The organism is Nonomuraea sp. MTCD27 (assembly GCF_041950495.1).
Classification (GTDB): Bacteria; Actinomycetota; Actinomycetes; order Streptosporangiales; family Streptosporangiaceae; genus Nonomuraea.
This window is the reverse complement of record NZ_JBGNUW010000007.1, coordinates 453,642-475,111: the sequence shown is the minus strand read 5'-3', so window position 1 is coordinate 475,111 and position 21,470 is coordinate 453,642. Positions and strand designations below refer to the sequence as shown.

The window sequence follows — 21,470 nt, the reverse complement described above, 5'->3', positions numbered from 1 at the left end:
CCGGGCGCCGCTCCGGGAGCGGCTCCCGGAGCGGCGCCCGACGGCAGCCCGGTGATGACCTCGACCACGTGCCGCTCCCATTCTCTGGCCGCCGCGGTGGCCTCGGCTGGGACGTCGTCGAGCACCGCGCGCGGCACCCGGCGCGCAGGCTCGGGCGTCGTCGCAGCAGGACCGACGATCGCGAAGTCCTCGGCGGCGACCAGATGGGTCAGCAGCACCGTGACCGGAGGCCCATCGGCGCAGGTCAGCCTAATCCATGTCCCGGAGATGGCGCTGACCTGGTGCTCGCGTCCCTGGTAGATCACCTGATCACCGACACGCAACAACCTGATCATGATGCCGTCCTCCAGACCAGCGATGAGCCATCCAGCCGACCCGACAGGTCGGTCCGCAACTGACCCAACCACAGCAGGTGGAACGCCACCGGCAGCACCGCCAGCGGATCACCGACCCTGCTCACCACAGCCACCAAGGGACCGCCCTCAGCGAAGACCTCCAGCAGTCGCGAGGCCGCGGGCTCCAGCAGGTAACGCCGGTGCCGATAACCCGCCAGCCACCGCACATTCGCCAACCACACCGGATCATGGCCGGTGACCAGGCGGAACTCCCAGCCCATCTCAGCGCATGCCTGCTGGGTGGCTATGAACGCGGCTTCATCGCGGGGTTTGATCCGGCCGTCGGGCTTGCAGTCGATGACGATCCCGGTGCCGTCCGCAGCCCGGGCAAAGAAGTCAGGGGCGTGCGAGACCATCCGGTCGCGGCCCGGCCAGAACAACCAGAACGGTTGCGAGGCGAAGCCGACCACCCCGGCCTCGTGATCCAACGCCATCACGTGTCGCGCTCAAGCCAGGACTCAAAACCCACATGCCGGTCGACGGTCGCCGCGTAGTACAGGCCCGGGTAGTTGCGCTGCCCGCGGTAGGTCGGGAACGTGCGTACGGCAGCCACTCGCTCGAACGCCACCGCACCGGCCTCCGCCAATGGCACGCGCACTTCGCCCGCAGCCTCCTCGACGTACACCACCTCGAATCCGGGCAGGCGTTGTTTCGCACCGCCCTCGACCGACCGCACTGCCACGCCAACCCACCGACACGGAGATCACCGAACAGAACGGTCGATCATGGCACAGCAGAAGCCCGCCCCGCATCACTTTCACTGAGCCGCATCAGGTCGCCTGAGCCAGCACATCAGTCTTGCTGAGGCGCATCAGGTCCATCGAGCCAGGACATCCAGCACGGCGCGCACGGCGGTCTGTTCGGCAGTTACTTGCGGGAATTCTGCCTTCTCGCAAGTTGATCGAGGCCAGTGATGTAGCAACAGATCTGAATTTAGATTTTGATTTTCTGGAAAATCAAAAATGCTAGACTGCAGGCGTGACTGCGGAGACCAGTGTGGTGACGCCTTGTAAGCACTGTGGTGCGGCGATCGAGCAGCGGCGGGGGAGGGGGCGGCCCAAGGCGTACTGTCCTGAGAAGGACTGTCAGGCGGCTGCCAAGCGGGAGCGGGAGTTGAGGCGGGCCACGCCGGGGTTGGAAGGGGCGCTGGCCAGGGCCGAGCAGTTGTACGACCGGATGGAGAGCGGGCTGGCCGCTGCCATCGAGCCGCTGGCGCGGGCACTGGCCGACGAGCTCAGCCCTGCCGGGGTCGAGGCCAAGCTGAGCGCCGTGCAGGCCGAGGCGCACACGCGGGTGGCGATCGCGCGGACCGAGCGCGAGCAGGCGTTCGAGCAGGTACGGCTGGCGCGCGAGGCTGCCGAGCATGCGCGCAGGCAAACGGCCGAGATGCGGGAGCGGCTCGAAGAGGCCGAGAACGAGCGCGAGACCGCGATGGACGACGCCGAGCGGGCGCGCGAACAGGCGCTGGCCGCGTTGCGGGAGGCCGCGAGCACGGAACGGCAGGCGCTGCAGACGGCCGAGGAGGCCAAGCGGCGGGCTGAGCTGGCCGAGCGGCGCGCCGAGGAGGCGGCCCAGCGGGTGGAGCTGACCGAGCGGGCCAGGGATCAGGCCGTACAGGAGCTCGCCGAGCGGGTCGAGCTGGCCGGCAGGCGGGCCGAGGAGGCGCGGGCCCAGGCCGTACAGGCTGAGGCGGACACCGAGCGGGCGCGGGAGGAACGGGATCGCGCCCGGGAGGAGACTGCGGCGGCCGTCCGGGCGCGGGAGCAGGCCGAGCGTGAGGTGATCGGGGCGAAGGCGCGTGAGGAGGCGGCGGCCCAGGAGCGGGAGCGGGCCGTGGAACGGGCCGTCACGGCGGAGCGGGCCGCCGCCGAGGCCGAGCGGGACCGTGCGATGGCGCTCCAGGACGCCGCCCGTGCGGCGGCCGAGGTGGAGCGGCTGGCGGGGAGGGTGACGGCGATCGAGGAGGAGGGGGCCGCGGCGTTGTCGCGCGAGCGGAAGCTGGTCTCGAAAGAGCGGTCGCGGGCCGAGGCGGTGGTCAAGGAGCGTGATCGGCTGCAGGGGGAGTTGCGGCTGGAGCGGATACGGCTGGAGGATCTGCGGGCCGAGCTGGAGTCCGTCCGGGCGGAGGCGGCGCAGCTGAGGGAACGGGCGGTGGCGGCGGAGCTGCGTTCGCCGTGAGGGCCGGTCGATAGCGATTCACGCCGCCGGCTGAGGGACTGAGGCTCACGCCGCCGGCTGAGGGGCTGAGGCTGCTGCCTGTCGTTGACGGAACTGCCCCGTAGAGGCGACAGACTTCGGCGGCGCGGGCACCGCGCATGTTGGGCTTGCTGCTGCCTCAAGGCAAACGGCCTTTCGATCGCGGGGAGAGGTATCGCGATCTTCGTCGATGGTGCGCTCGCCAACGAGTGCAAGAGGTGGAACGGGGGCTGCTGCCTGAGGGCAGGACGGTTGATGATCGGCTCTGCGCCGCCTGATTCGCGGTGTCACGCGGGCGGTCGCGGCTCCGCGGTCGTGTTCAGGCCGTCCAGGAGCAGGTCGAGGCCGGTGGTGAATTGGTCGCGGTCGTCGTGGTCGCGCAGGTCCGTGGTGGTGCGAGTCAGGAAGGGGTAGTCGGCGGGGTCGAGTTCTTCCCAGCGTTCGGCGGTCTGGGTGAGGAAGGCGTCGCGGCTGGTGGCCGCGCCGACGATGGTGCGTGGGGTGATGATCTGGGCGCTGACGCCGGTGATGTAGTACGAGATCGCGGTGGAGACCGCGAAATGCCGTTCGGCGGGCAGCCCGGTTTGTGCGACGAGGGTGCCGATGCGGTCGAGCAGGCGCAGTGCGTTGGCCAGCGTGGCCGGGGCGGTGACGTGGGACGCTGCCCACGGGTGCCGATCAAGGGTGTCGAAGACGGCGATGGCAAGCGCGCGCAGCTGGGCGCCGGCGCCTTCATCAAGGCGCGAGGCCGCGGCGAAGGCGTGGCCGAGCACGTGATCGGCGGCCAGGGCGACGAGCTCGTCCTTGTTCGCCACGTGCCAGTACAGCGCGCCGGGTCCGGTGTCCAGCTGTTTGGCCAGCAGCCGGAAGGTTAGTCCCCGCTCACCGAGCTCGTCCAGCAGCACAACGGCCGCGCCGACGATGATCTCTTGCGAAAGGGCGTCGGCCCGTCCTTTTCCATCGGGTGCTCTTCCTCGTGTGCGTGGCATGACCTCATTTTGACACATTTTGGAACCGTGTTCCATACTCCCAATGGAACGCGGGTCCATATAGGTGTCCGGGCGGATGCCCGGCGCTCCGCCCGCACGGGAACGAGGAAGCCCCATGAACACCAGCCCCCACCCGATCGCCATCGTCGGCGCCGGCCTCGGCGGCCTGACCCTCGCCCGGGTCCTGCACGTCCACGGCATCCCCGCAACGGTCTACGAGGCCGACCCCTCGGCCGAGTCCCGCACGCAGGGCGGCCAGCTCGACATCCACGAGGACGACGGGCAGCGCGCGCTCGCCGACGCCGGCCTCACCGACGAGTTCCGCGCGATCATCCACGAGGGCGCAGAGGCGCTGCGCGTGCTCGACCAGCACGGCAAGCTGCTGCACGACGAGCCCGACGACGGCATGGCGCGGCGTCCCGAAGTGCTCCGCGGAGACCTGCGCCGGATCCTGCTCGACTCCCTGCCCGACCGGACGGTCCAGTGGGGGCGCAAGGTCACCGGGGTCCAGCCCCTCGGCGATGGCCGGCACGAGCTGACCTTCGCCGACGACGCGACCGTGACCAGCAGCCTGCTCATCGGTGCCGACGGCGCCTGGTCGAAGGTCCGTCCACTGCTGTCCGACGCCAAGCCCGAGTACATCGGCACGACGTTCATCGACACCTACCTGTACGACGCCGACGAGCGGCACACCGCGACGGCCGAGGCGGTCGGTGTCGGCGCGATGTACGCGCTGACCCCGGGAAAGGGGATCATCGCGCACCGCGAGGCGGGGAACATCCTGCACACGTACGTCGAGCTGAACCGGCCCGCCGAGTGGTTCGCCGACATCGACTTCACCGATGCCGCGGCCGCGACTGCTCGGATCGCAGCCGAGTTCGACGGGTGGGCACCGGAACTCACCGCGCTGATCACCGACGGCGAGACCGCGCCGGTCGCGCGCCTGATCCACGCACTCCCGGACGGACACCGATGGGAGCGCGTGCCCGGGGTGACGCTCCTCGGCGATGCCGCGCACCTGATGCCGCCGTCCGGCGACGGCGCGAACCTGGCGATGTTCGACGGCGCCGAACTCGCCAAGGCGATCGCCGCACACCCCGACGACATCGAAGCGGCACTCACCGCCTACGAACAGGCGCTGTTCCCCCGCAGCGAGCCCTTCTACGCCGACGCCTACGAAATGCTGGACCTCTGCCTCGGCGAGCACGCGCCGTTCGGACTCATCAGCCTCTTCAACGGTGATCCTCAGGGCCAGGACGGGGCGCAGGGGCGGTCCTGAGCCGCAGCCGCCGACGGATTCCGTGCCATCGTGAGCTGCGATCTCAGGGTGTACGCGGGCGCAGCCCAGCGCCGGCCGCGGCAGGCTAATTAGCGGTCGCGTGCATGAGCGTGATCTTGTCCGCGCCGTTGGGCCCGGTCAGCACCGCCACGCGTCCCGCGGGCACGGACAGCGAGCAGCCGCGCAACGCCAACGTACGGCGACGGACGTTCGTCCGGCAGAGCATCGCGGGTGCGACGCTCGTCGAGCGCACGCGGCTGCGGCGCGGTCCGGAGGCGTGGGGTGCGCGAGGCCCGCGCGGCCGGCCCGGCCAGGAGGACCTGGGGGCGTTGTTCACCGTGGTCCTGGCCGACTGCCGTCAAGGAGCCGACGCCGTCAAGGAGGACGTGGCATGAGCCCGGCGCTGGAGGCGACCGGGCCGGGGGTCCGCTGCCATCCCCGGCCGCCCGTCGACCAGCCCTTCGCGCTCCAGCTCCCGGTACGCCTTGAGCACGGTGTCGGGGGTTGATGGCCAGGCTATCGACGACCTCGCGGGCGGCCGGCAACTGGTCGCCGGGCCGAGCCGGAGCGCCTGTTCGACCCGGTGAACGAGCCGCAGGGACGTCGAGACCCCCGAGCCGCAGGCACGAAAGCGCGACGATGTACGGACCGCCATAGCGTGGGTGCATGAGTGTCGTGTTCCGAGCCGACGGGCTTCCACCGGCCTCGCGCGTCGACTACTGGCGGGAGATCATCAGCAACGTCTTCCTGCCGCTCGACCTTCGCGGTGAGATCGGCCCCACGACGCCCGCCGAGTTACGCACCACCGAGATCGGGCCGATCCGGTTCACCGACTCGGTCACCGGTCCCGGCTCCTCGTTCCGTACGGGCCGGACGCCTCGCCTCATCCGCAGCTCGGATCCGGACGTGTGCCTGGTCGGGGTGCTGGTCGAAGGTGACGTACGCGTGGAGCAGGACGGCAGGCAGGCCGTCCTGCGTCCCGGTGATCTGTCGTTCATCGACCCGGCGCGGCCGTTCGAGCAGTCCTTCACCGCCATGCGCAACCTCAGGGTGAGCGTCCCGAAGGCGATGATCCCGTTGCGCGATCGCGAACTCGGGGAGCTGACCGGCGTACGCATTCCCGGTGACAGGGGAGCGGGGGCGCTGGCCTCGGCGCTGACCCGGCAGCTCGCGCACAGCGTCGATGAGCTGCCGGCACCGGAGGTGGCGCGGCTGGGCACCGCGGTCGTCGACGTGCTGGCCGTGGCGCTGGCCGGTCGCCTCGACCGCAGCTCGGCGGTGCCCGAGGCGCGGGAACGTACGCTGCTGCACCGCGTCTACGCGTTCGTCGAGCAGCACCTCGCCGACCCCGAGCTCTCACCGCGCAGCATCGCCGCCGCGCACCATGTCTCGCTGCGTTCCTTGTACAAGCTGTTCGAGTCCGAGCCGGTGAGCGTCAGCGCCTGGGTCCGCCGGAGGCGGCTGGAGCGGTGCCGTCAGGACCTGCGTGATCCCGCGCAGCAGGACCGGCCGGTCGCCGCCATCGGTGCGCGATGGGGATTCCGGAGCGCGGCGCATTTCAGCCGGGCGTTCCGCGACGCGTACGGGGTCTCGCCGGGCGAGTCGCGCCGTCACGACGTCGAGGTGGGCCGGGAAACGCCGTGGTAGTGCGGCAGGTCGAGCGGCGGCACAGGGAAGCCGCCGGCCGTCGGCTCGTTGGACAGTTCCTCGAACTCGGCCTCCACCTGAGCCTTCTTCGCTTCCTTGCGCCGTTGGTTGACGGTGTCGAAGCGCATCCAGATGGCCAGGGCGCCGACCACGATCACCGCGCCGACCGCGATGCCGATCATCCGGTTGCCCTCGTTGACCACCACGTTGCGCACCGCGGCCACCAGCAGGATCCAGGCCAGGTTGACCGGGATCAGCACCTTCCAGCCCAGCGACATGAGCTGGTCGTAACGCACGCGCGGCAGCGAGGCCCGCACCCACACGATGAAGCAGAAGGTCAGCACGAACTTGATGAAGAACCACAGCGCCGGCACCCAGCCCGTGTGGGCCCACTCCCAGTCCATCGGCAGCGGCGCCCGCCAGCCGCCCAGGAACAGCGTCACGGCGATGCCGGAGGCGGTGAAGGTGTGCAGGTATTCGCCCATCATGATCAGGGCGAACTTCAGCGACGAGGAGTATTCGGTCTGGAAGCCACCGACCAGCTCGCCCTCGCCCTCGGGCAGGTCGAACGGGATCCGCGCGGCCTCACCGAACATGCAGATCACGTAGACCAGGAACGACGGGATCAGCAGCACCGCGAACCAGGTCTGCTCCTGCGCCTTGACGATCTCCGAGGTGGACAGCGTCCCGGCGAACAGGAAGATGGCCACGAACGACAGACCCATCGCGATCTCGTAGGAGACCACCTGGGCCGCCGAGCGCAGACCGCCCAGCAGCGCGTACGGCGAACGCGACGACCACCCGGCCAGCACCACGCCGTAGACCGACACCGCGCCCATGGCCAGCATGAACAGCACCGCCACCGGCAGGTCGACCAGCTGCAGCGGCGTCTGCACGCCGAACAGGTTCACGACCGGCCCGAACGGCACGATCGAGAAGGCCAGGAACGCCGGCACGACCATGATGATCGGAGCCAGCAGGTAGAGCACGCGATCCACCGTGCGCGGGAAGAGGTCCTCCTTCAAGCCCATCTTGATCGCGTCGGCGACCGACTGCAGCAGGCCGAACCTACCGGCCCGGTTGGGCCCGTAGCGGTTCTGCATCCGCGAGATCAGCTTGCGCTCGAACCAGACCCCGAAGACGACGCCCAGCGCCAGGAAGAGGAACAGCATCACGGCCTTGACGATGGTGATCCACAGCGGGTCCTTGCCGAAGTCGGCGAGGGTGGGATCGGCCGCGAGAACGCCTGCCATGACGTGTTGCCCCTTCCTTCCCCCGGCACTCGTTCGGTCCGGAGCGGAAGGTCACGCTAGCCGGTGCGCGGCTCGGTGTATTGAACGAATGCGAACAGCTGTTTCGGCGTCATCTGCGTCATCGCCCGGATCTCGCGGGTGAGGTGCGGCTGGTCGGCGTAACCGCAGGCGACGGCGTCGCCCAGCATGGCCGAGGGCCGTCTCAACGTGTCCACGGTTCGCTGGAACCGGGCGATCCGGGCCACCGTCTTGGGCGACAAGCCCACCAGCCGGCGGAATCCGAGCTCGATGTGACGGCGGCTGACGCCCAGTTCGTCGGCGAGGGACCCGATGGTGGGCGGGCCGGACGGCTCCTGCAGCCGCCACCAGGCGTGCATGATCAGGTCGTCGCGGCCGGCGTCGGGGCGCAGCCACGCCGTCAGCCGCTCCTCCAGCAGGCGGAAGCGGTCCGCCCAGCTCGCCGGTGCGATCAGCCGGTCGGTCAGCTCCTCGGCACGGGCGCCGAGGAGGTCTTCCAGCCGCGCGGTGGTGCCGGCCACCTCGCGTACGGGCGTGCCCGTCAGCGCCGCCATCCCCGCGGGGGTAAGCCCGACCGCCACCCCGTGCCGCCACGGCGTACGGGCCGAGAACGTCGTGGTGGCACGGGGACCGGTCACGATCGGCCCCATGCCGGTGAAGTCGACGATCAGGGTGGCCGCGTTGAGCGGCAGCATCCGGCTGGGCGGGGCGGGCTCTCCCGCCCGGGTGCGGAAGCCGGCCCACCCCAGCACGTACGGACGCAGGTGCTGGGGCGGGAGGCGGCTGATCATCTGGTACGGCTCCGCCTGGGGCTGCGTGGGCAGCGAGTGAATCGCCATCACGCCGGCAAGCCTGCCCCAAGCCCACCGGCCCCGTCATGGCGGCTCCCCCTCATGGAGGGATGGCTCTTCACCCTGCGTGACTTCGGGCAACCTGGGCAGGTGGTAGGAGAGGGGCAGGGGGAGGCAGCGATGGCACGCGGGAGCCGGATCCGGGTACGCCGGGTCTACGAGGAACCGACGGCGGAAGACGGCGCCAGAGTGCTGGTCGATCGCATATGGCCGCGCGGCGTCGCCAAGGCCGAGCTCGATCTGGACGAGTGGTGCAAGCAGGTCGCGCCCTCCCCAGAGCTGCGCACCTGGTACCACCACGACCCCGAGCGCTTCCCCGAGTTCGCCCGCCGCTACCGCGCCGAGCTGGCCTTCCCCGAGCGGGCGCAGGCCGTGGCACACCTGCGCGAGCTCGCCGCCGACGGTGGGCTGACTCTGCTCACCGCCACCAGGGATGCCGAGATCAGCTCGGCGGCGGTGCTCGCCGAGCTGCTCCGGGCCTGAGTGGTCGCCGACCTTGCTCCGTGCCGGGGAGCGGCTTCGCTAGGCGGGGATGGCGCCGAGTTGCCGCAGTTGCGAGAGCGCGTCCACGACCCCCCAGATCTCCACGACCCGGCCGCCGTCGAGGCGGACGATGAAGATCTCGTTGTACGTGATGGATCTGCCGGTCGGCGGGAGGCCCCTGAACTCGCCCAGGTGGGTCCCGGTCACCGTGTTCCTGGAGACGACCTTGTCCCCTTCGGCGATCAGATCCTCGATCGCGACGTGGATGTCGGGGAAGGCGCGCAGGAGCACCGCCCACACGTCCTTGAGCGCCCGCAGCCCCGTCGCCTCGCTCGGCACCGGCGCGTGGAACAGCACGTCCGGGACGACGACCTCGTCGAACGTCTTCGAGATGATCTCCGCATCGCCGCTGTTGACGGCCTCATGGAAGCGCCGGAAGATCTCTTTGTTGCTGGTGGCCTGGGCTGCTGACATGGGGTTCCTCCTCGGGTCGAGATGAACGTTCGGGTGGTTGTGGCCGCTCACATCAGGGCCGGCACGCGTTACTTGCTGTAGTTCTTTCCGATGGGCCTGCCGGGGATCGGCTTGCCGATGAGAGCCACGGGCATGAACAGGCAGAAGTGGCCGATCGCCATGGTGAGCGTCCACAGCGCCTTGTCGTCGTAGTGGCCGCGGGCCCGGGCGAACAGCTCGTCGGGGACCCGCTCCCCGGACGGGTTCGGGGTGAGGACGGCCTCCACGAGCTCCAGCGCGACGCGCTCGGCGTCGGTGAAGTAGGGGGCGTCCCGCCAGGTCGCCACGGCGGTGATGCGCTCCTCCGCCTCCCCGGCCTTGCGGATACTGTCGGTCACCCGGACGGCGTGGTACGTGCTGCCGACGACCTGCGCGGCGCGCAGCACCACCAGGCTGAGGGTGGCCGGCGGAACCGAACCGTTCCGGGTGGCCTTGATCACGCCTGCGGACAGTGCGCCCAGTTCAGGGAAGAACTGGGTGAGGTCGGGCAGACGCGACTCGGGCGTCTTGGCGGTCGTCGTGGGCGTGGACATGGTGAGGTCGTCCTTTCTCGGTCTCAGCGGTGCCTCACCCAGTTCGACAACACAGCACCCCGGAATGTGAGGCGGCCCGCCGACCTCACAGTTCGCTGCCCTGTCTTGTCGAACTGGTGAGGGCAGTCACCACCGAGGGAGTCAGCGACACGATGGTCACCCAATCCGAGCCAGGACACGACGGGTCCGATCCGGGTCTGAGCGCGATCATGAACGAGCGGCGCAAGCTGATCAATCTCGCGTACCGCCTCCTCGGCTCCCTGGCCGACGCCGAGGATGTCGTACAGGAGACCTACGCCCGCTGGTACGCCCTGCCGCAGCCGCAGCAGGACGCCATCGAGGCTCCCGGCGCCTGGCTGACCAAGGTCGCCGGCCGCATCTGCCTCAACCTGCTCTCCTCGGCCCGGGCCCGGCGGGAGACCTACGTGGGCGAGTGGATCCCCGAGCCGCTGCCCGAACCCACCGAGTGGATCGACGCGCGGCCCGGCGGCGACCCGGCCGACCGGGTCACCCTCGACGAGTCCGTCAACATGGCCTTCCTGGTCGTGCTCGAATCGATGACCCCGGCCGAGCGCGTCGCGTTCATCCTGCACGACGTCTTCAGCTATCCCTTCGCCGAGGTGGCCGAGATCGTCGGCCGTACTCCGGCGGCATGTCGCCAGCTGGCCTCCTCGGCCCGCCGCCGCATCCGCGCCGCGCAGGCCCCCGCGGCCCGGGCAGCCGAGCGGGCCGGCATCGTCAGGGACTTCAAGCAGGCCTGGGAGGCCAAGGACATCGACGCCCTCATCGGCCTGCTCGACCCCGACGCCACCGTGATCGCCGACGGCGGCGGCGCCGCCGGCGCCCTGCTCCACCCGGTCCAGGGCGCCGAGCAGATCGTGCGCGCCCTGGTCACCCTCGCCGGCCGGCTCCGCCACCTGACGCTGCTGGAGCGCACGGTCAACGGCCGGCCCGGCCTGGTCGCTCAGCGCGACGGCGTCACCGTGACGGTGTACGCGTTCGACCTCGCAGGCGACCGGATCAAGCACATCTGGGCCATCCGCAACCCCGACAAGCTCCGGCCGTGGACGGCGGGACCACCCTGCGAGCACACCTGACGTGAGGGATCAGCTCAGCATCCGCTCGATGAGGTCGGCGCCCCGCGTGGTGCCGCCTCCGGCTCGCGGACGACCCCCGCCTCACGTGCGACGGCTGCCCGGGGCGGCGGCTTCCAGGTCGGCGATGCCGCCCGACATGATCGTCCGTACGTGCTCGGTGATGTGCTCCGCCGGCCAGTCCCACCAGGCCACCGCCAGCAGCCGGGCGACGTCCTCGGCGCTGTAGCGGCTGCGGATGAGCCGGGCCGGGTTGCCGCCGACGATCCCGTAGTCGGGCACGTCCGAGGTGACCACGGCGCCGGCACCGATGATCGCGCCGTGCCCGATCCGTACGCCCGGCATCACCGTGGCACCGTAGCCGAACCAGACGTCGTTGCCGACGACGGTGTCCCCGCGGTTCGGCAGGCCGGTGAGCAGGTCGAAGTGCTCGGACCACGAGCCGCCCATGGTGGGGAAGGGGAAGGTCGAGGGGCCGTCCATGCGGTGGTTGGCGCCGTTCATGATGAACCGCACCCCCGTGCCCAGCGCGCAGAACCTGCCGATGACCAGCTTCTCCGGGCCGTAGTGGTAGAGCACGTTGCGGGTCTCGAACGCGGTCGGATCGTCCGGGTCGTCGTAGTACGAATACTCCCCGACCTCGATCAGCGGAGACTTGACCAGCGGCCGGAGCAGCACCACCCGCGGCTGCCCGGGCATGGGATGCAGCACGGTCGGGTCAGCGGGGACGAGGGGTTGCATGGATCGTTTCCTCTTGGACTCTTGCGGATGGCGGGTGAACGCTTCGGAAGGGCAGTGATGCCGCCACTAATGCGACAGTTGCTACTTTAAGATGCTGTCATGACGCTGCTTGCCGAGCAAACGGGTTACGAGCGATGACTCCCGCGGTGCCACCGTCAGAGGACGGCGGCCCGGCGACCCGGCGCCGCCCGGGTGGCCGTACCGGCCGCATCCGTACGCAGGTTCTCGACGCGGTCCGCGCCGAGCTGGGGGAGCGCGGCTACGACGAGCTCACCATGGAGGCCGTCGCGGCACGGGCGGGCGTGCATCGCGCAACGGTCTACCGGCGCTGGCGGGATGTCGGGGGCCTGCTCGCCGACGTCTTCGCGGCGGCGGGCGACGATGACTGGCAGCCCCAGGACACCGGCTCCCTGCGGGGCGACCTGGCGGCGCTGAACCACGAGAGCCAGGAGTCCCTGACCGCGCAGCCGCCCATCGTCGCAGCCCTGATCGCCGCCTCGTTCCGCTCCGAGGAAGCCGCCCGCGGCGTGCGGCGGCTCTGGGAGGACCGGTACGCCCGCTGCGAGGTCATCGTCAGCCGGGCCGTCCGGCGCGGCGAGCTCCCACCGGACACCGACGCGCGGCGACTGCTCGTCGCCGCCACCGCACCGGTGTACCACCAGCTGGTCCTTCTCCGTACGCCACCCGACCCGGACCTGCCCGACCAGGCGGCCAGGACGGCCGTCCTCGCCGCCTCCGCCGGCGCCTTCGCCAGGCCGGCAACCGACCGGTGATCGCCATCCAGCCGTAGGTCCAGACGGGGCCGATCGCCGACGGGCCACGCCCGACAAGGGAGCACGCGCACGCCACCAGCGATCGAGGAGCTCACCACCGGTCGGGTGCGCGATCGTCGCGGTCCACTGGCTCCGCTGGGAATAGACTCGCCACGATGGGAGGGGTTTTGAGCGGGCAGAGGCCACAGCCCAGGATCGCCGCGCCGGAACAGCCGCCGTTCTTCCTGGTCACCGTGGTGCCGTACACGTTGCTGGCCGGCCTCGTCGTCTTCCTCCTGGTGGTGAGATACGCGCCGGGCGACGACTCCGTGCTCGTCGACCTCGGCCTGTGCGGGCTGGCCGCGGCGTGGATGCTGGTCATGTTCACCCTGCGTCCCGGCTGGTGGGAGCAGCCACGGATCATGGTGGTGTTCTTCACCGGGCTGGTGGCGATCACCGCGATCCTGGTGGTGCGCGACCCCACGTTCGGGTTGTTCACCCCCGCCGCCTACATCTACGCCTTCACGGTCCTCCCCTGGCCGTGGCGGCTGCCGGGCGTGGCCGCCGTGGCGGTGCTGGCCGGCACCGCGCAGGCGTCCAACGTGCCCAAGACGACCGCTTCCGGCCTGACGATCTACGTGCTCATCGTGGCCGTCAACGTCGTCATGATGTGCATCACCGCGTGGCTCCTCCAGCTCGCGGAGGACGAGAAGAAGCAGCGCGTGCAGGCCCTCGCCGAGCTGAGCCGGACGAACCGCCTGCTGGAGGCGACGCTCGCCGAGAACGCCGGCCTGCACGCCCAGTTGCTCTCCCAAGCCAGGGAGGCGGGAGTCCTCGACGAGCGGCAGCGGATGGCACGCGAGATCCACGACACCCTGGCACAGGGGCTCACCGGGATCATCACGCAGCTCCAGGCCGCCGAACAGATGCACGAGGTCCCGGCCCCGTGGCGCCGGCCCTTCGACGCCGTCAAGGGGCTGGCCAGGGAGAGCCTGGCCGAGGCCCGGCGCTCGGTCGACGCGCTCCGGCCCGAGCCGCTGGACACCGCGCGCCTGAGCGACGCGCTCGCCGACGTCGCCGACCGGTGGTCGAAGCTGCACGGGCTCGCCGTCCAGGTCACGACGACCGGCACGGCGCGCCCGATGGCGCCCGAGGCCGAGTTCGCGCTGCTGCGCACGGCACAGGAGGCCCTGGCCAACGTGGCCAAGCACGCGCACGCGACCCGGGTCGGGGTGACGCTGTCCTACCTGGACAACGAGGTGGCGCTGGACGTACGAGACGACGGCAGGGGCTTCGATCCGGCCGGCCTCGAAGCCGGTACGGCGGCGGACGGCAGACCGCAGCCGGCCTCCCGCGACGGCGGGTTCGGCCTGACCATCATGCGGCAGCGCGTCGAAAGGCTGTCCGGGAGCCTGCGAATCGAGTCCGAGCCCGGCGCCGGCACCGGGGTCTCGGCCTGCGTCCCCACGCTGCCGGCCGGGAGCCACAGATGACCGATCGTACGGCTGAGCAGGCCGCCGAGCCCTCGATCCGGCTGCTGGTCGCGGACGACCACCCCGTCGTCAGGGACGGGCTGAGCAGCATGTTCGCCTCCGCACCCGGATTCGAGGTGGTGGGGGAGGCCGCGGACGGCGCCGCGGCCGTACGGCTCGCCAAGGAGCTCCAGCCCGACGTGATCCTGATGGACCTGCGGATGCCGGGGATGGACGGGCTGACCGCGATCACCGAGCTGGCCAGGCTCGGGGTCACCTCGCGCGTACTGGTGCTGACGACGTACGACACCGACACCCACGTGCTTCCGGCGATCGAGGCGGGCGCGACCGGCTACCTCCTCAAGGACTCCCCCCGGGAGGACCTGCTGCGAGGTGCGCGAGCCGCCGCCAGGGGCGAGAGCGTCCTGTCCCCGTCGGTGGCGGCACGGCTGATGAACCGGATCAGGACACCCGCGCCGCAGCTGCTCAGCCACCGCGAGCTCAAGGTCCTCGAGCTCGTGGCGGCCGGCAACACCAACCGTGAGGCCGCCGCCCTGCTGTTCATCACCGAGGCCACGGTCAAGAGTCACCTGCTGAACATCTACGCCAAGCTCGGCGTGAACGACCGCGCCGCCGCCGTCACCGAGGCATTCAACCGAGGGCTGCTCATCCCACGAGCACCCGAACGATCCTGACCCGGATACACCCGGTGTGGTGGAGCCGAATTTCGCGGGTCCCGCAGGCTGGGCCGGGGGCGTGGTGGCGGAGCCGGGCCGCGGGTGCCGGCGGTGCTGATGGCGGAAGGCATCGCCCACGCCTAGCGTGACTGCCATGGAAATCACCATCCACACGACCTTCCTCCCGCACGACGACCCGGACGCCTCCCTGGCCTTCTGGCGCGACACCCTCGGTTTCGAGGTCCGCAACGACGTCGGAAGCGGCAAGATGCGCTGGATCACGGTCGGCCCCAAAGACCAGCCCGGCACGTCCATCCTCCTCGGGCCGCCGGCCGCCGACCCCGGCATCACCGACGACGAGCGCCGCACCATCGCCGAGATGATGGCCAAGGGCACCTACGGCTGGATCATCCTGGCCACTACCGACATCGACGGCATCTTCGAGCGGCTGGCGGCCGGCGACGCCGAGGTCGTCCAGGAGCCGATCGAGCAGCCGTACGGGGTCCGCGACTGCGCCTTCCGCGATCCCGCCGGAAACCTGGTCCGCGTCCAGGAGCTCCGCTGAGCCGCCCGGCGATCGTCGACCACGGCGGCCTGCCCGTTTCTCAGGCTGACCCGCTCCTGCTCCGTGGATCGCCGCGACGACCCACCCCGCCGACATCGTCACAGATCGGGTGGCCGACCGGTCTCAGTTGAGGAACGAAGGCGCCGTGGTGAGAGAAGGGCTGATCATGAGGGTTACCGATCGCCGGGGACCGGCCTCCTCGGCTCTCCATGACATCGGAGTCGACGAGCGGGCGCGGTCCTCGTCGTCGAGCCGGCCGGACGGGGGTCCGGTGGCGGCAGGCCTGCACGCGCTTCCCCGTCCCGTGGCTCTCGTGGTCGGCGGCGGGGGAGTGCTCGGGGCCTCGCATGTCGGTGTCGGGTACGCCTTGGAGCAGCGGGGATTCGTCCCCGACCTGATCGTCGGGACGTCGGTGGGCGCCCTCAACGGAGCGATCGCGGCCGCCGACCCCGGCAAGGCCGCACCCCGGCTGGACCGGGCGTGGACCCGCCTGCGGCGCCGCGAGGTGTTCCCGCTCGGTTACCTGCCCTCCCGGGCCAGCATCTGCACCGATCGCGGCCTGCGCCGGCTGATCGCCCGGGCCGCGCTGCCGTCGCGGATCGAGGACCTGGCGGTCCCCTTCACCGCGGTGGCCATGGATCTGGCCACCGGCGCCGAGGCGCTGCTCGACTGCGGGGACCTCGAGTCCGCGCTGCTGGCCAGCGCGGCCATTCCCGGCATCCTGCCTCCGGTGGAGCGGGAGGGCCGGACGCTCGTCGACGGCGGCGTGATCGCCTACGTGCCGGTGCGGGCGGCCCGGCTGGCGGGCGCGGCCAGCGTGGTGGTGCTGTCGACGGGGCCGTCAAGCTGGCCGCTGCGGCCGACCGTCCCGCCGCGACGGGCCGGCGCGGTCGCCGCCCGGGCGGGGCTGCTGCTGTGGCACGACCAGATCGAGCGTGACCTGCGCGAGGTGTCCCGGGACATTCCGACCGTCGTGCTGCCCACCGGCGTCGAGAGCTGGCCCGCCCCGTGGGACTTCCGCCATTCCCGGCGGCTGATCACCACGGCCTCCCTCGCGGCGGGCCGCTTCCTCGACGGGCTGCACATCAGCGGGCCCGGCCTGTACCGGGTCGACGGTCCCGCTGGGGCCGCGGGCGGGGCAGGCGGCGACTCTGCTAAGGCGTCGGACGGCCTGGGCAGGAGCTCGGCTGCGGCATAGGCGGCCCCGGCAGGCCGCTCAGCCTGGCAGGAATCGGTACACGCCGATAAGGTCCGATCCTGTGGGCCGATCGAGGACCAGTTCGGGGCCGGCCGAGGACCTGCTCATCGAGCTGGACCGTGACGCCGGGGTGCCGCTGCACCGGCAGATCGAGGCGTCCATCCGCGCCGGCATCCGGGCCGGCCGGCTGCGCGCGGGCGCGTCGCTGCCGCCCACCCGCACGCTCGCGGCCGGTCTCGGGGTGTCCCGCGGGGTGGTCGTGGAGGCCTATCAGCAGCTCGTCGCCGAGGGCTACCTCGCCAGCCGATCGGGCGGTTACACCCAGGTCGCCGCGTTGATGCCGCCGGCCGCCGCCGACGCGGGCTCCGCGGCTCCGACGGCACGGCCGGTCGCGCGCGCAGCCGGTTTCAGGGTGGACTTCGGGTACGGGCGCACCGACGTGTCGCAGTTCCCGCGGGCCGCCTGGCTGCGCTCGGTCCGCCGCGTGCTCACCACCACGCCCAACGACCGGTTCGCCTACCTCGACGGGCGTGGCGTGCCGGAACTGCACGGGGCCCTGTGCGACTACCTCAACCGGGTGCGCGGCACATCGGCCGCCCCGGGCAACGTGGTGATCTGCAGCGGCTACGGGCAGGGCATCTCGCTGCTGATCCAGGTGCTCGTCCGGCACGGCGCCAGGCGGATCGCCCTGGAGGATCCGTCGTCCAACGACGACGCCCGGGTGCTGGCCGGCGCCGCAGGTCTGGACGTGGTCGGCATCCCGGTGGGTCCGGACGGCGTTCAGGTCGATGCGCTCCACCAGGCCGACGCCGATGCGGTCGTGCTCACGCCGTCGCACCAGTGGCCCACCGGGGGAGTGCTGTCGGCCGCGGCGCGGGCCGAGGTGATCCGCTGGGCGAAGCGCCGCGGCGCGATCGTGATCGAGGACGACTACGACGCCGAATACCGCTACGACCGGTCGCCGGTGGGCGCCATGCAGGGCCTGGCGCCCGATCATGTCGTCTACTGCGGCACGGCCAGCAAGACGCTCGCACCGGGATTGCGGCTCGGCTGGCTGGTGCTGCCCGCGCACCTGGTCGCCGACGTCGCCGAGGCGAAGGTGCTCGCCGACCGCGGTTCGCCGGTCATCGACCAGTTGACGTTCGCCGACTTCCTCGCGCGCGGCGAGTTCGACCGCCACCTGCGCCGGATGCGTCCGGTGTACCGCCGCCGCCGCGACGCGCTGCTGGACGCCCTGCGCACCCACCTGCCCGAGCTGCACCCGGCCGGGGTCGCCGCCGGGCAGCATGTGGTCGCCTGGCTCCCGCCCGACCTCGATGAGACGGCGGTGGTGACGGCCGCCGCGCGGCACGGGCTCCGCATCCACGGCGTCGGCCCGTACCGGATCGCCGGCGCCGGACCGGGCGGCCTCATCTTCGGGTACGCCATCCTCGGCGAGAGCGCCATCGCCGAGGGGGTCGCGCTGCTGGCCAGGGCCATCCGGGAGGTACGGGGACCCTGATCCCGCGCGGGCGGCACATCCGAGGACATGCGCGTCAGCGCGCCGGGCGGATGTTCTGGTTCAGGTGGAACACGTTGGCCGGGTCGTACGCGGTCTTCACCGCGGTCAGCCGGGCCAGCTTCGCCGCCGAGTACGCCCGCCGTACGCCGCCCTGCCCGTCGGCCAGCTCGTCGGCCGTCAGCGAGTTGACGTACACCCCACTCGCGTACGGCTCCAGCGCGGTCCCGGCGGCGCGGGCGGCATCCATCCTGATGTCGTCCTCGGCCGGGTCGGTCCACCGCGACCCGGCACCGAACTCGAACATCGTCCCGCGATGGCTGAACGCCGCGTCGGCCTCCGGCACCTCGGCGATCGCGCCGCCGTGCGCCTGCAGGCCGACACCCGGCAGGTACGGGCTCGCGCTCAGGTCGGTGCCGCCGCGCAGCAGGAACGCCTCGATCGCCGAGGTCGGGAATCGCCGCAGGTAGTGTCCCTTGGAGTAGCGGCGGTAGGTGTGGCCGCCGGTGGAGTCGTCGCGTTGCTGCAGTTCGAGGTACGACGGTGTGGTGACGCGGGAGGCGACGGGACGTCCGAGCGCCCGCATCGCGGGAAGCAGCCGGCGGCCCTCGGCCGGGTCGCCGACCCACACGTACCCCAGCGTGGCGATCGGGCCCGTGGGGCCGCTGCCGACACCGGCGGTGAACGTCGCCTGCCGGGGCGCGACGGCGTTCAGGTCGCGCCAGCCCTCGATGACCGGGACGGCGTCCTCGGCGCGGAAGTCGAACTCGGCGACCAGCGTCCGCGTGCCGGTGCGATGCAACCGGAACTCGAACTCGGTGACGATGCCGAAGTTGCCACCACCGCCGCGCAGGCCCCAGAACAGGTCGGGGTTCTCGGTGCGGCTCGCGGTCACCACGTCCCCTTCGGCGGTGACCATCGTATAGGAGATGACGTTGTCGCAGGCCAGGCCGTACTGGCGGGCCAGCCAGCCCATGCCGCCGCCGAGCGTGAGCCCGCCGACGCCGGTGTGCGAGACGTTGCCGGCGGTGGTGGCCAGGCCGTACGCCTGGGACGCCCGGTCCAGCGCGCCGAGCAGCGCGCCGCCCTGCACCCGGGCCCGGCGACGGGCCGGATCGATCCGCACGCCGCCCATGGGCGTCAGGTCGATCATGAGACCGTCGTCCGGCACGGCGAAACCGGCGACGTTGTGGCCGCCGCAGCGCACGCCGATCTCCAGGTCCAGTTCCCGGGCCATCCGCACGGCGGCGACCACGTCGGCGACGCCCGCCGCGCGGACGATCATGCGTGGCCGCCGGTCGATCATGGCGTTCCAGACGGTACGGGCGGTGTCGTAGCCGGCGTCGCCAGGCGTGAGGAGCCGGCCGTCGAAGCGGGTCGCTGTGGTTGTCATGCACTCAGCCTGGCAGGAATCGGTACCCGCAATGAGGTCCGATCCAGTCGCCCGATTGAGGACCAATTCTGGGTCGCTCTAGCGTCCGAACGCTGAAGGAAAGCACCTGCCCTGCGAACAGTCCGCGGTCATGACGGCATGCCGGTCGGATTTTCGGCGAGCACGCAGGCAACGGGCGGGTCGAGCTCAAGGGTCTCGACCCGGAGACGGGTGAAGCCGGCCTGGGTGAGCAGGTCCTGGAGCTCCTGAGCGGCTCGGGCCGTGGTGTCCCGGGTGGCACCGGGGCAGCGGGGCTGGCTGACGAGCGCGATGCGTCCCGCGGGCCGGAGCAGGCGGCGCAGCTCGCGAAGCCGCTCCACCGGGTCGGGCCAGAACCCGGCGGAGTTGACGGCGAGGATGGCGTCGAGCGGATCGCCGAAGCTCGGCAACCGCTCCACGGAGGCGTGCGCGAGGTGCACGCGGCGGGCTCGGACGGCGGCGGCGTTGCGGCGGGCGGCCTGCCGGACCATGGCCTGCGAGTGGTCGACGCCGAAGACGTGGCCCCGGGTGGCGCGGCGGGCGAACTCGGCGATGGCGATGCCGGGACCGAAGCCGATCTCGAGCACCCGGTCGGTGGGCTGCACGTCCAGCAACGACACGGCCCAGATGTTGCGCCGCCGGTTGGAGGGGCGATGGGCGAACATCCAGCCGATCGCCCACCCGACGATCCCCCGGGGGTGGTGCGCCTGGCGCACCAGTCTTCTGAGCGCGCGTTGCTTGAGAGAGGTACCTGCTGTCTGCATGATCGCAGTCAACGACTTCAAGTACGCTTGAAGTCAAATGGATGAGCAGTTGACGATTGGTGAGCTGGCGAGCCGCACCGGTGTCGCCACCTCCGCCCTGCGCTACTGGGAGGAGCTCGGCCTGCTCCCGGCACCGGCCCGGGTCTCCGGCCAGCGGCGTTACCCGCCATCGGCGGTCCAGCTGGTCGGTGTGGTGGTGTTGCTGCGAGATGTCGGTTTCACGTTGCGGGAGGTCAAAGCGTTCATCGCGTCTCGCTCGCCGGCCGGCGACGGCTGGCGTGAGCTGTACCAGCGCAAGCTCGCCGAGCTGGAGCGACGGATCGCCCAGGCCCAGGTGGCACGCACCGCCATCGCCCACGGCCTGGCCTGCCCGCACCAGGACATCTTCGAGTGCTCCCACTTCACCAGCGGGATCGCGGCGCTGCTGGCGGGATCGACTCTCGAAGAGGCACACGAACAGGTTCATTCGCACTGACCTCGCCGTCGAGACCGTCGAGACCGTCGAGACCGTCGAGGCCGGCGGGCTCACCCGCCGGCGCGCCAGGCGGCACGGTGCCTCCGGCGGTCCTCAGCCGAGCTGTTCGGCCAGTCCGACGACGATGCCCTCGGGGCCGCGGACGTAGCAGAGCCGGAAGCTGTCCTCGTACCGCGCCAGCTCGCCGACGAGTTCGGCGCCGTGGGTGCGCAGGCGGGCAATGACGTCCTCGATGTCGTCGACGGCGAACATGATGCGACGAATGCCCAGCGTGTTCGCCGGCGCGTCCTTCGGCTCGGCGCTGATCGCCTTCGGCTTGTGGAACTTCGCCAGCTCGATCCGGCCGTGGCCGTCCGGGGTGCGCAGCATCGCGACGTCCTCCCGGACGTCGTCGATCCCGATGACCCGCTCCACCCAGCGTCCCTCGATCGGCGCCTTGGCCTCCAGCTCCATGCCGAGTTCGACGAAGAACGAGATAACAGCGTCAAGGTCGTCGACAACGATGAGGACGTTGTCCATCCGCCGGATCGTCATGCTGGTTCTCCTTGGTGTCGTACGGCCACGGTGGCCGCGTCCACCCTGAGACGGAGCCGCCAGGCCGTTCTCGACATCCTCTTCGGGAATTTCCGGGGGATCCATCCCACATTTAAGGTTCGCTTGCGTATC

24 protein-coding genes and 1 pseudogene are annotated in these 21,470 nt (G+C 71.1%); 13 read left to right on the top strand and 12 right to left on the bottom strand.

The annotated features are described in order from the left end of the window. The 3 genes and pseudogenes from ACBJ59_RS23775 to ACBJ59_RS23765 form a co-directional block, all read right to left on the bottom strand. Nucleotides 1–335: pseudogene (locus ACBJ59_RS23775) on the bottom strand (hypothetical protein); the annotation flags it as partial. Further along, on the bottom strand, nucleotides 332–829 hold the full coding sequence (locus tag ACBJ59_RS23770; RefSeq protein ID WP_375112431.1) for a TnsA-like heteromeric transposase endonuclease subunit: 498 nt from the start codon (nucleotides 827–829) through the stop codon (nucleotides 332–334). The gene ACBJ59_RS23770 and the pseudogene ACBJ59_RS23775, both read right to left, overlap by 4 nt. Next, on the bottom strand, nucleotides 829–1,077 hold the full coding sequence (locus ACBJ59_RS23765; RefSeq protein ID WP_375112419.1) for a hypothetical protein: 249 nt from the start codon (nucleotides 1,075–1,077) through the stop codon (nucleotides 829–831). Before ACBJ59_RS23765 ends, ACBJ59_RS23770 begins: the two co-directional genes overlap by 1 nt. A 431-nt stretch (nucleotides 1,078–1,508) precedes the next feature. Here ACBJ59_RS23765 and ACBJ59_RS23760 point away from each other — a divergent pair, with 431 nt between their 5' ends. Then, the gene (locus ACBJ59_RS23760) at nucleotides 1,509–2,573 is read left to right on the top strand and encodes a hypothetical protein (RefSeq protein WP_375112418.1); all 1,065 of its coding nucleotides are present in this window, start codon (nucleotides 1,509–1,511) and stop codon (nucleotides 2,571–2,573) included. 305 nt (nucleotides 2,574–2,878) lie between these two features. Here ACBJ59_RS23760 and ACBJ59_RS23755 read toward each other — a convergent pair whose 3' ends face one another. Then, complete coding sequence (locus ACBJ59_RS23755) at nucleotides 2,879–3,616, bottom strand: TetR/AcrR family transcriptional regulator (protein WP_375112417.1); 738 nt, start codon at nucleotides 3,614–3,616, stop codon at nucleotides 2,879–2,881. A 79-nt stretch (nucleotides 3,617–3,695) separates the two neighbouring features. On the opposite strand from ACBJ59_RS23755, the gene ACBJ59_RS23750 reads away from it, so the two are divergent. The 3 genes from ACBJ59_RS23750 to ACBJ59_RS23740 all read left to right on the top strand — a co-directional run bounded on the left by ACBJ59_RS23750 (nucleotide 3,696) and on the right by ACBJ59_RS23740 (nucleotide 6,506). Beyond that, complete coding sequence (locus ACBJ59_RS23750; RefSeq protein ID WP_375112416.1) at nucleotides 3,696–4,859, top strand: FAD-dependent oxidoreductase; 1,164 nt, start codon at nucleotides 3,696–3,698, stop codon at nucleotides 4,857–4,859. 104 nt (nucleotides 4,860–4,963) lie between these two features. Further along, complete coding sequence (locus ACBJ59_RS23745; protein WP_375112415.1) at nucleotides 4,964–5,254, top strand: hypothetical protein; 291 nt, start codon at nucleotides 4,964–4,966, stop codon at nucleotides 5,252–5,254. A gap of 271 nt (nucleotides 5,255–5,525) precedes the next feature. After that, a complete protein-coding gene (locus ACBJ59_RS23740) occupies nucleotides 5,526–6,506 on the top strand; it encodes a helix-turn-helix domain-containing protein (protein WP_375112414.1) in 981 nt (326 codons plus the stop codon). On the opposite strand, the gene nuoH is transcribed toward ACBJ59_RS23740, so the two are convergent. Next, nucleotides 6,470–7,759 carry an NADH-quinone oxidoreductase subunit NuoH gene (nuoH, locus tag ACBJ59_RS23735; RefSeq protein ID WP_375112413.1) on the bottom strand — a complete coding sequence of 430 codons (1,290 nt, stop codon included), beginning with the start codon at nucleotides 7,757–7,759 and terminating at the stop codon, nucleotides 6,470–6,472. The two genes, ACBJ59_RS23740 and nuoH, sit on opposite strands and share 37 nt — an antisense overlap. Before the next feature lie 56 nt (nucleotides 7,760–7,815). Then, nucleotides 7,816–8,616 (bottom strand): helix-turn-helix transcriptional regulator, encoded by an 801-nt coding sequence (locus ACBJ59_RS23730; protein WP_375112430.1) that lies wholly within the window; start codon nucleotides 8,614–8,616, stop codon nucleotides 7,816–7,818. Nucleotides 8,617–8,748: 132 nt separating this feature from the next. Here ACBJ59_RS23730 and ACBJ59_RS23725 point away from each other — a divergent pair, with 132 nt between their 5' ends. Further along, a complete protein-coding gene (locus ACBJ59_RS23725; RefSeq protein WP_375112412.1) occupies nucleotides 8,749–9,111 on the top strand; it encodes a DUF488 domain-containing protein in 363 nt (120 codons plus the stop codon). 39 nt (nucleotides 9,112–9,150) lie between these two features. Here ACBJ59_RS23725 and ACBJ59_RS23720 read toward each other — a convergent pair whose 3' ends face one another. Then, entirely contained in the window at nucleotides 9,151–9,585 is a 435-nt protein-coding gene (locus ACBJ59_RS23720; RefSeq protein ID WP_375112411.1) for an ester cyclase, read from the bottom strand. Between the two features lie 68 nt (nucleotides 9,586–9,653). Next, a complete protein-coding gene (locus ACBJ59_RS23715; protein WP_375112410.1) occupies nucleotides 9,654–10,157 on the bottom strand; it encodes a carboxymuconolactone decarboxylase family protein in 504 nt (167 codons plus the stop codon). Between the two features lie 152 nt (nucleotides 10,158–10,309). Here ACBJ59_RS23715 and sigJ point away from each other — a divergent pair, with 152 nt between their 5' ends. Continuing rightward, complete coding sequence (gene sigJ / locus ACBJ59_RS23710; RefSeq protein ID WP_375112409.1) at nucleotides 10,310–11,254, top strand: RNA polymerase sigma factor SigJ; 945 nt, start codon at nucleotides 10,310–10,312, stop codon at nucleotides 11,252–11,254. An 81-nt stretch (nucleotides 11,255–11,335) separates the two neighbouring features. On the opposite strand, the gene ACBJ59_RS23705 is transcribed toward sigJ, so the two are convergent. Further along, nucleotides 11,336–11,992 carry a CatB-related O-acetyltransferase gene (locus ACBJ59_RS23705; RefSeq protein WP_375112408.1) on the bottom strand — a complete coding sequence of 219 codons (657 nt, stop codon included), beginning with the start codon at nucleotides 11,990–11,992 and terminating at the stop codon, nucleotides 11,336–11,338. Nucleotides 11,993–12,138: 146 nt separating this feature from the next. Here ACBJ59_RS23705 and ACBJ59_RS23700 point away from each other — a divergent pair, with 146 nt between their 5' ends. From ACBJ59_RS23700 to ACBJ59_RS23675, 6 genes are all read left to right on the top strand, one after another. Beyond that, the gene (locus ACBJ59_RS23700; RefSeq protein ID WP_375112407.1) at nucleotides 12,139–12,765 is read left to right on the top strand and encodes a TetR/AcrR family transcriptional regulator; all 627 of its coding nucleotides are present in this window, start codon (nucleotides 12,139–12,141) and stop codon (nucleotides 12,763–12,765) included. A 155-nt stretch (nucleotides 12,766–12,920) separates the two neighbouring features. After that, nucleotides 12,921–14,237: a sensor histidine kinase gene (locus ACBJ59_RS23695; protein WP_375112406.1), complete on the top strand. Its 1,317-nt coding sequence runs from the start codon at nucleotides 12,921–12,923 to the stop codon at nucleotides 14,235–14,237. Further along, entirely contained in the window at nucleotides 14,234–14,911 is a 678-nt protein-coding gene (locus ACBJ59_RS23690; RefSeq protein WP_375112405.1) for a response regulator, read from the top strand. The genes ACBJ59_RS23695 and ACBJ59_RS23690 overlap by 4 nt, the downstream gene beginning before the upstream one ends. A 136-nt stretch (nucleotides 14,912–15,047) precedes the next feature. Beyond that, complete coding sequence (locus tag ACBJ59_RS23685) at nucleotides 15,048–15,458, top strand: VOC family protein (protein WP_375112404.1); 411 nt, start codon at nucleotides 15,048–15,050, stop codon at nucleotides 15,456–15,458. A gap of 166 nt (nucleotides 15,459–15,624) precedes the next feature. Further along, on the top strand, nucleotides 15,625–16,656 hold the full coding sequence (locus tag ACBJ59_RS23680; RefSeq protein WP_375112403.1) for a patatin-like phospholipase family protein: 1,032 nt from the start codon (nucleotides 15,625–15,627) through the stop codon (nucleotides 16,654–16,656). Between the two features lie 61 nt (nucleotides 16,657–16,717). After that, entirely contained in the window at nucleotides 16,718–18,157 is a 1,440-nt protein-coding gene (locus ACBJ59_RS23675) for a PLP-dependent aminotransferase family protein (RefSeq protein WP_375112402.1), read from the top strand. Nucleotides 18,158–18,191: 34 nt separating this feature from the next. Here ACBJ59_RS23675 and ACBJ59_RS23670 read toward each other — a convergent pair whose 3' ends face one another. Together ACBJ59_RS23670 and ACBJ59_RS23665 are read right to left on the bottom strand one after the other, a co-directional pair. Continuing rightward, the gene (locus tag ACBJ59_RS23670) at nucleotides 18,192–19,547 is read right to left on the bottom strand and encodes an FAD-binding oxidoreductase (RefSeq protein WP_375112401.1); all 1,356 of its coding nucleotides are present in this window, start codon (nucleotides 19,545–19,547) and stop codon (nucleotides 18,192–18,194) included. 128 nt (nucleotides 19,548–19,675) lie between these two features. Next, on the bottom strand, nucleotides 19,676–20,329 hold the full coding sequence (locus ACBJ59_RS23665; protein ID WP_375112400.1) for a class I SAM-dependent methyltransferase: 654 nt from the start codon (nucleotides 20,327–20,329) through the stop codon (nucleotides 19,676–19,678). Between the two features lie 37 nt (nucleotides 20,330–20,366). Here ACBJ59_RS23665 and ACBJ59_RS23660 point away from each other — a divergent pair, with 37 nt between their 5' ends. Continuing rightward, nucleotides 20,367–20,804 (top strand): MerR family transcriptional regulator, encoded by a 438-nt coding sequence (locus ACBJ59_RS23660; RefSeq protein WP_364137122.1) that lies wholly within the window; start codon nucleotides 20,367–20,369, stop codon nucleotides 20,802–20,804. Between the two features lie 93 nt (nucleotides 20,805–20,897). Here the strand turns inward: ACBJ59_RS23660 and ACBJ59_RS23655 are convergent, their stop codons facing one another. Next, nucleotides 20,898–21,338: a VOC family protein gene (locus tag ACBJ59_RS23655; RefSeq protein WP_375112399.1), complete on the bottom strand. Its 441-nt coding sequence runs from the start codon at nucleotides 21,336–21,338 to the stop codon at nucleotides 20,898–20,900. Between the last annotated feature and the right edge of the window lie 132 nt (nucleotides 21,339–21,470).

What these genes read in the sequence shown, in the direction of transcription:
- ACBJ59_RS23770 (WP_375112431.1), bottom strand. Translation starts at nt 829, where the DNA reads ATGGCGTTGGATCACGAGGCCGGGGTGGTCGGCTTCGCCTCGCAACCG.
- ACBJ59_RS23755 (WP_375112417.1), bottom strand. Translation starts at nt 3,616, where the DNA reads ATGGAACACGGTTCCAAAATGTGTCAAAATGAGGTCATGCCACGCACA.
- ACBJ59_RS23750 (WP_375112416.1), top strand. Translation starts at nt 3,696, where the DNA reads ATGAACACCAGCCCCCACCCGATCGCCATCGTCGGCGCCGGCCTCGGC.
- ACBJ59_RS23745 (WP_375112415.1), top strand. Translation starts at nt 4,964, where the DNA reads ATGAGCGTGATCTTGTCCGCGCCGTTGGGCCCGGTCAGCACCGCCACG.
- ACBJ59_RS23740 (WP_375112414.1), top strand. Translation starts at nt 5,526, where the DNA reads ATGAGTGTCGTGTTCCGAGCCGACGGGCTTCCACCGGCCTCGCGCGTC.
- nuoH (WP_375112413.1), bottom strand. Translation starts at nt 7,759, where the DNA reads ATGGCAGGCGTTCTCGCGGCCGATCCCACCCTCGCCGACTTCGGCAAG.
- ACBJ59_RS23730 (WP_375112430.1), bottom strand. Translation starts at nt 8,616, where the DNA reads ATGGCGATTCACTCGCTGCCCACGCAGCCCCAGGCGGAGCCGTACCAG.
- ACBJ59_RS23725 (WP_375112412.1), top strand. Translation starts at nt 8,749, where the DNA reads ATGGCACGCGGGAGCCGGATCCGGGTACGCCGGGTCTACGAGGAACCG.
- ACBJ59_RS23720 (WP_375112411.1), bottom strand. Translation starts at nt 9,585, where the DNA reads ATGTCAGCAGCCCAGGCCACCAGCAACAAAGAGATCTTCCGGCGCTTC.
- ACBJ59_RS23715 (WP_375112410.1), bottom strand. Translation starts at nt 10,157, where the DNA reads ATGTCCACGCCCACGACGACCGCCAAGACGCCCGAGTCGCGTCTGCCC.
- sigJ (WP_375112409.1), top strand. Translation starts at nt 10,310, where the DNA reads ATGGTCACCCAATCCGAGCCAGGACACGACGGGTCCGATCCGGGTCTG.
- ACBJ59_RS23705 (WP_375112408.1), bottom strand. Translation starts at nt 11,992, where the DNA reads ATGCAACCCCTCGTCCCCGCTGACCCGACCGTGCTGCATCCCATGCCC.
- ACBJ59_RS23695 (WP_375112406.1), top strand. Translation starts at nt 12,921, where the DNA reads ATGGGAGGGGTTTTGAGCGGGCAGAGGCCACAGCCCAGGATCGCCGCG.
- ACBJ59_RS23690 (WP_375112405.1), top strand. Translation starts at nt 14,234, where the DNA reads ATGACCGATCGTACGGCTGAGCAGGCCGCCGAGCCCTCGATCCGGCTG.
- ACBJ59_RS23685 (WP_375112404.1), top strand. Translation starts at nt 15,048, where the DNA reads ATGGAAATCACCATCCACACGACCTTCCTCCCGCACGACGACCCGGAC.
- ACBJ59_RS23680 (WP_375112403.1), top strand. Translation starts at nt 15,625, where the DNA reads ATGAGGGTTACCGATCGCCGGGGACCGGCCTCCTCGGCTCTCCATGAC.
- ACBJ59_RS23670 (WP_375112401.1), bottom strand. Translation starts at nt 19,547, where the DNA reads ATGACAACCACAGCGACCCGCTTCGACGGCCGGCTCCTCACGCCTGGC.
- ACBJ59_RS23665 (WP_375112400.1), bottom strand. Translation starts at nt 20,329, where the DNA reads ATGCAGACAGCAGGTACCTCTCTCAAGCAACGCGCGCTCAGAAGACTG.
- ACBJ59_RS23660 (WP_364137122.1), top strand. Translation starts at nt 20,367, where the DNA reads ATGGATGAGCAGTTGACGATTGGTGAGCTGGCGAGCCGCACCGGTGTC.
- ACBJ59_RS23655 (WP_375112399.1), bottom strand. Translation starts at nt 21,338, where the DNA reads ATGACGATCCGGCGGATGGACAACGTCCTCATCGTTGTCGACGACCTT.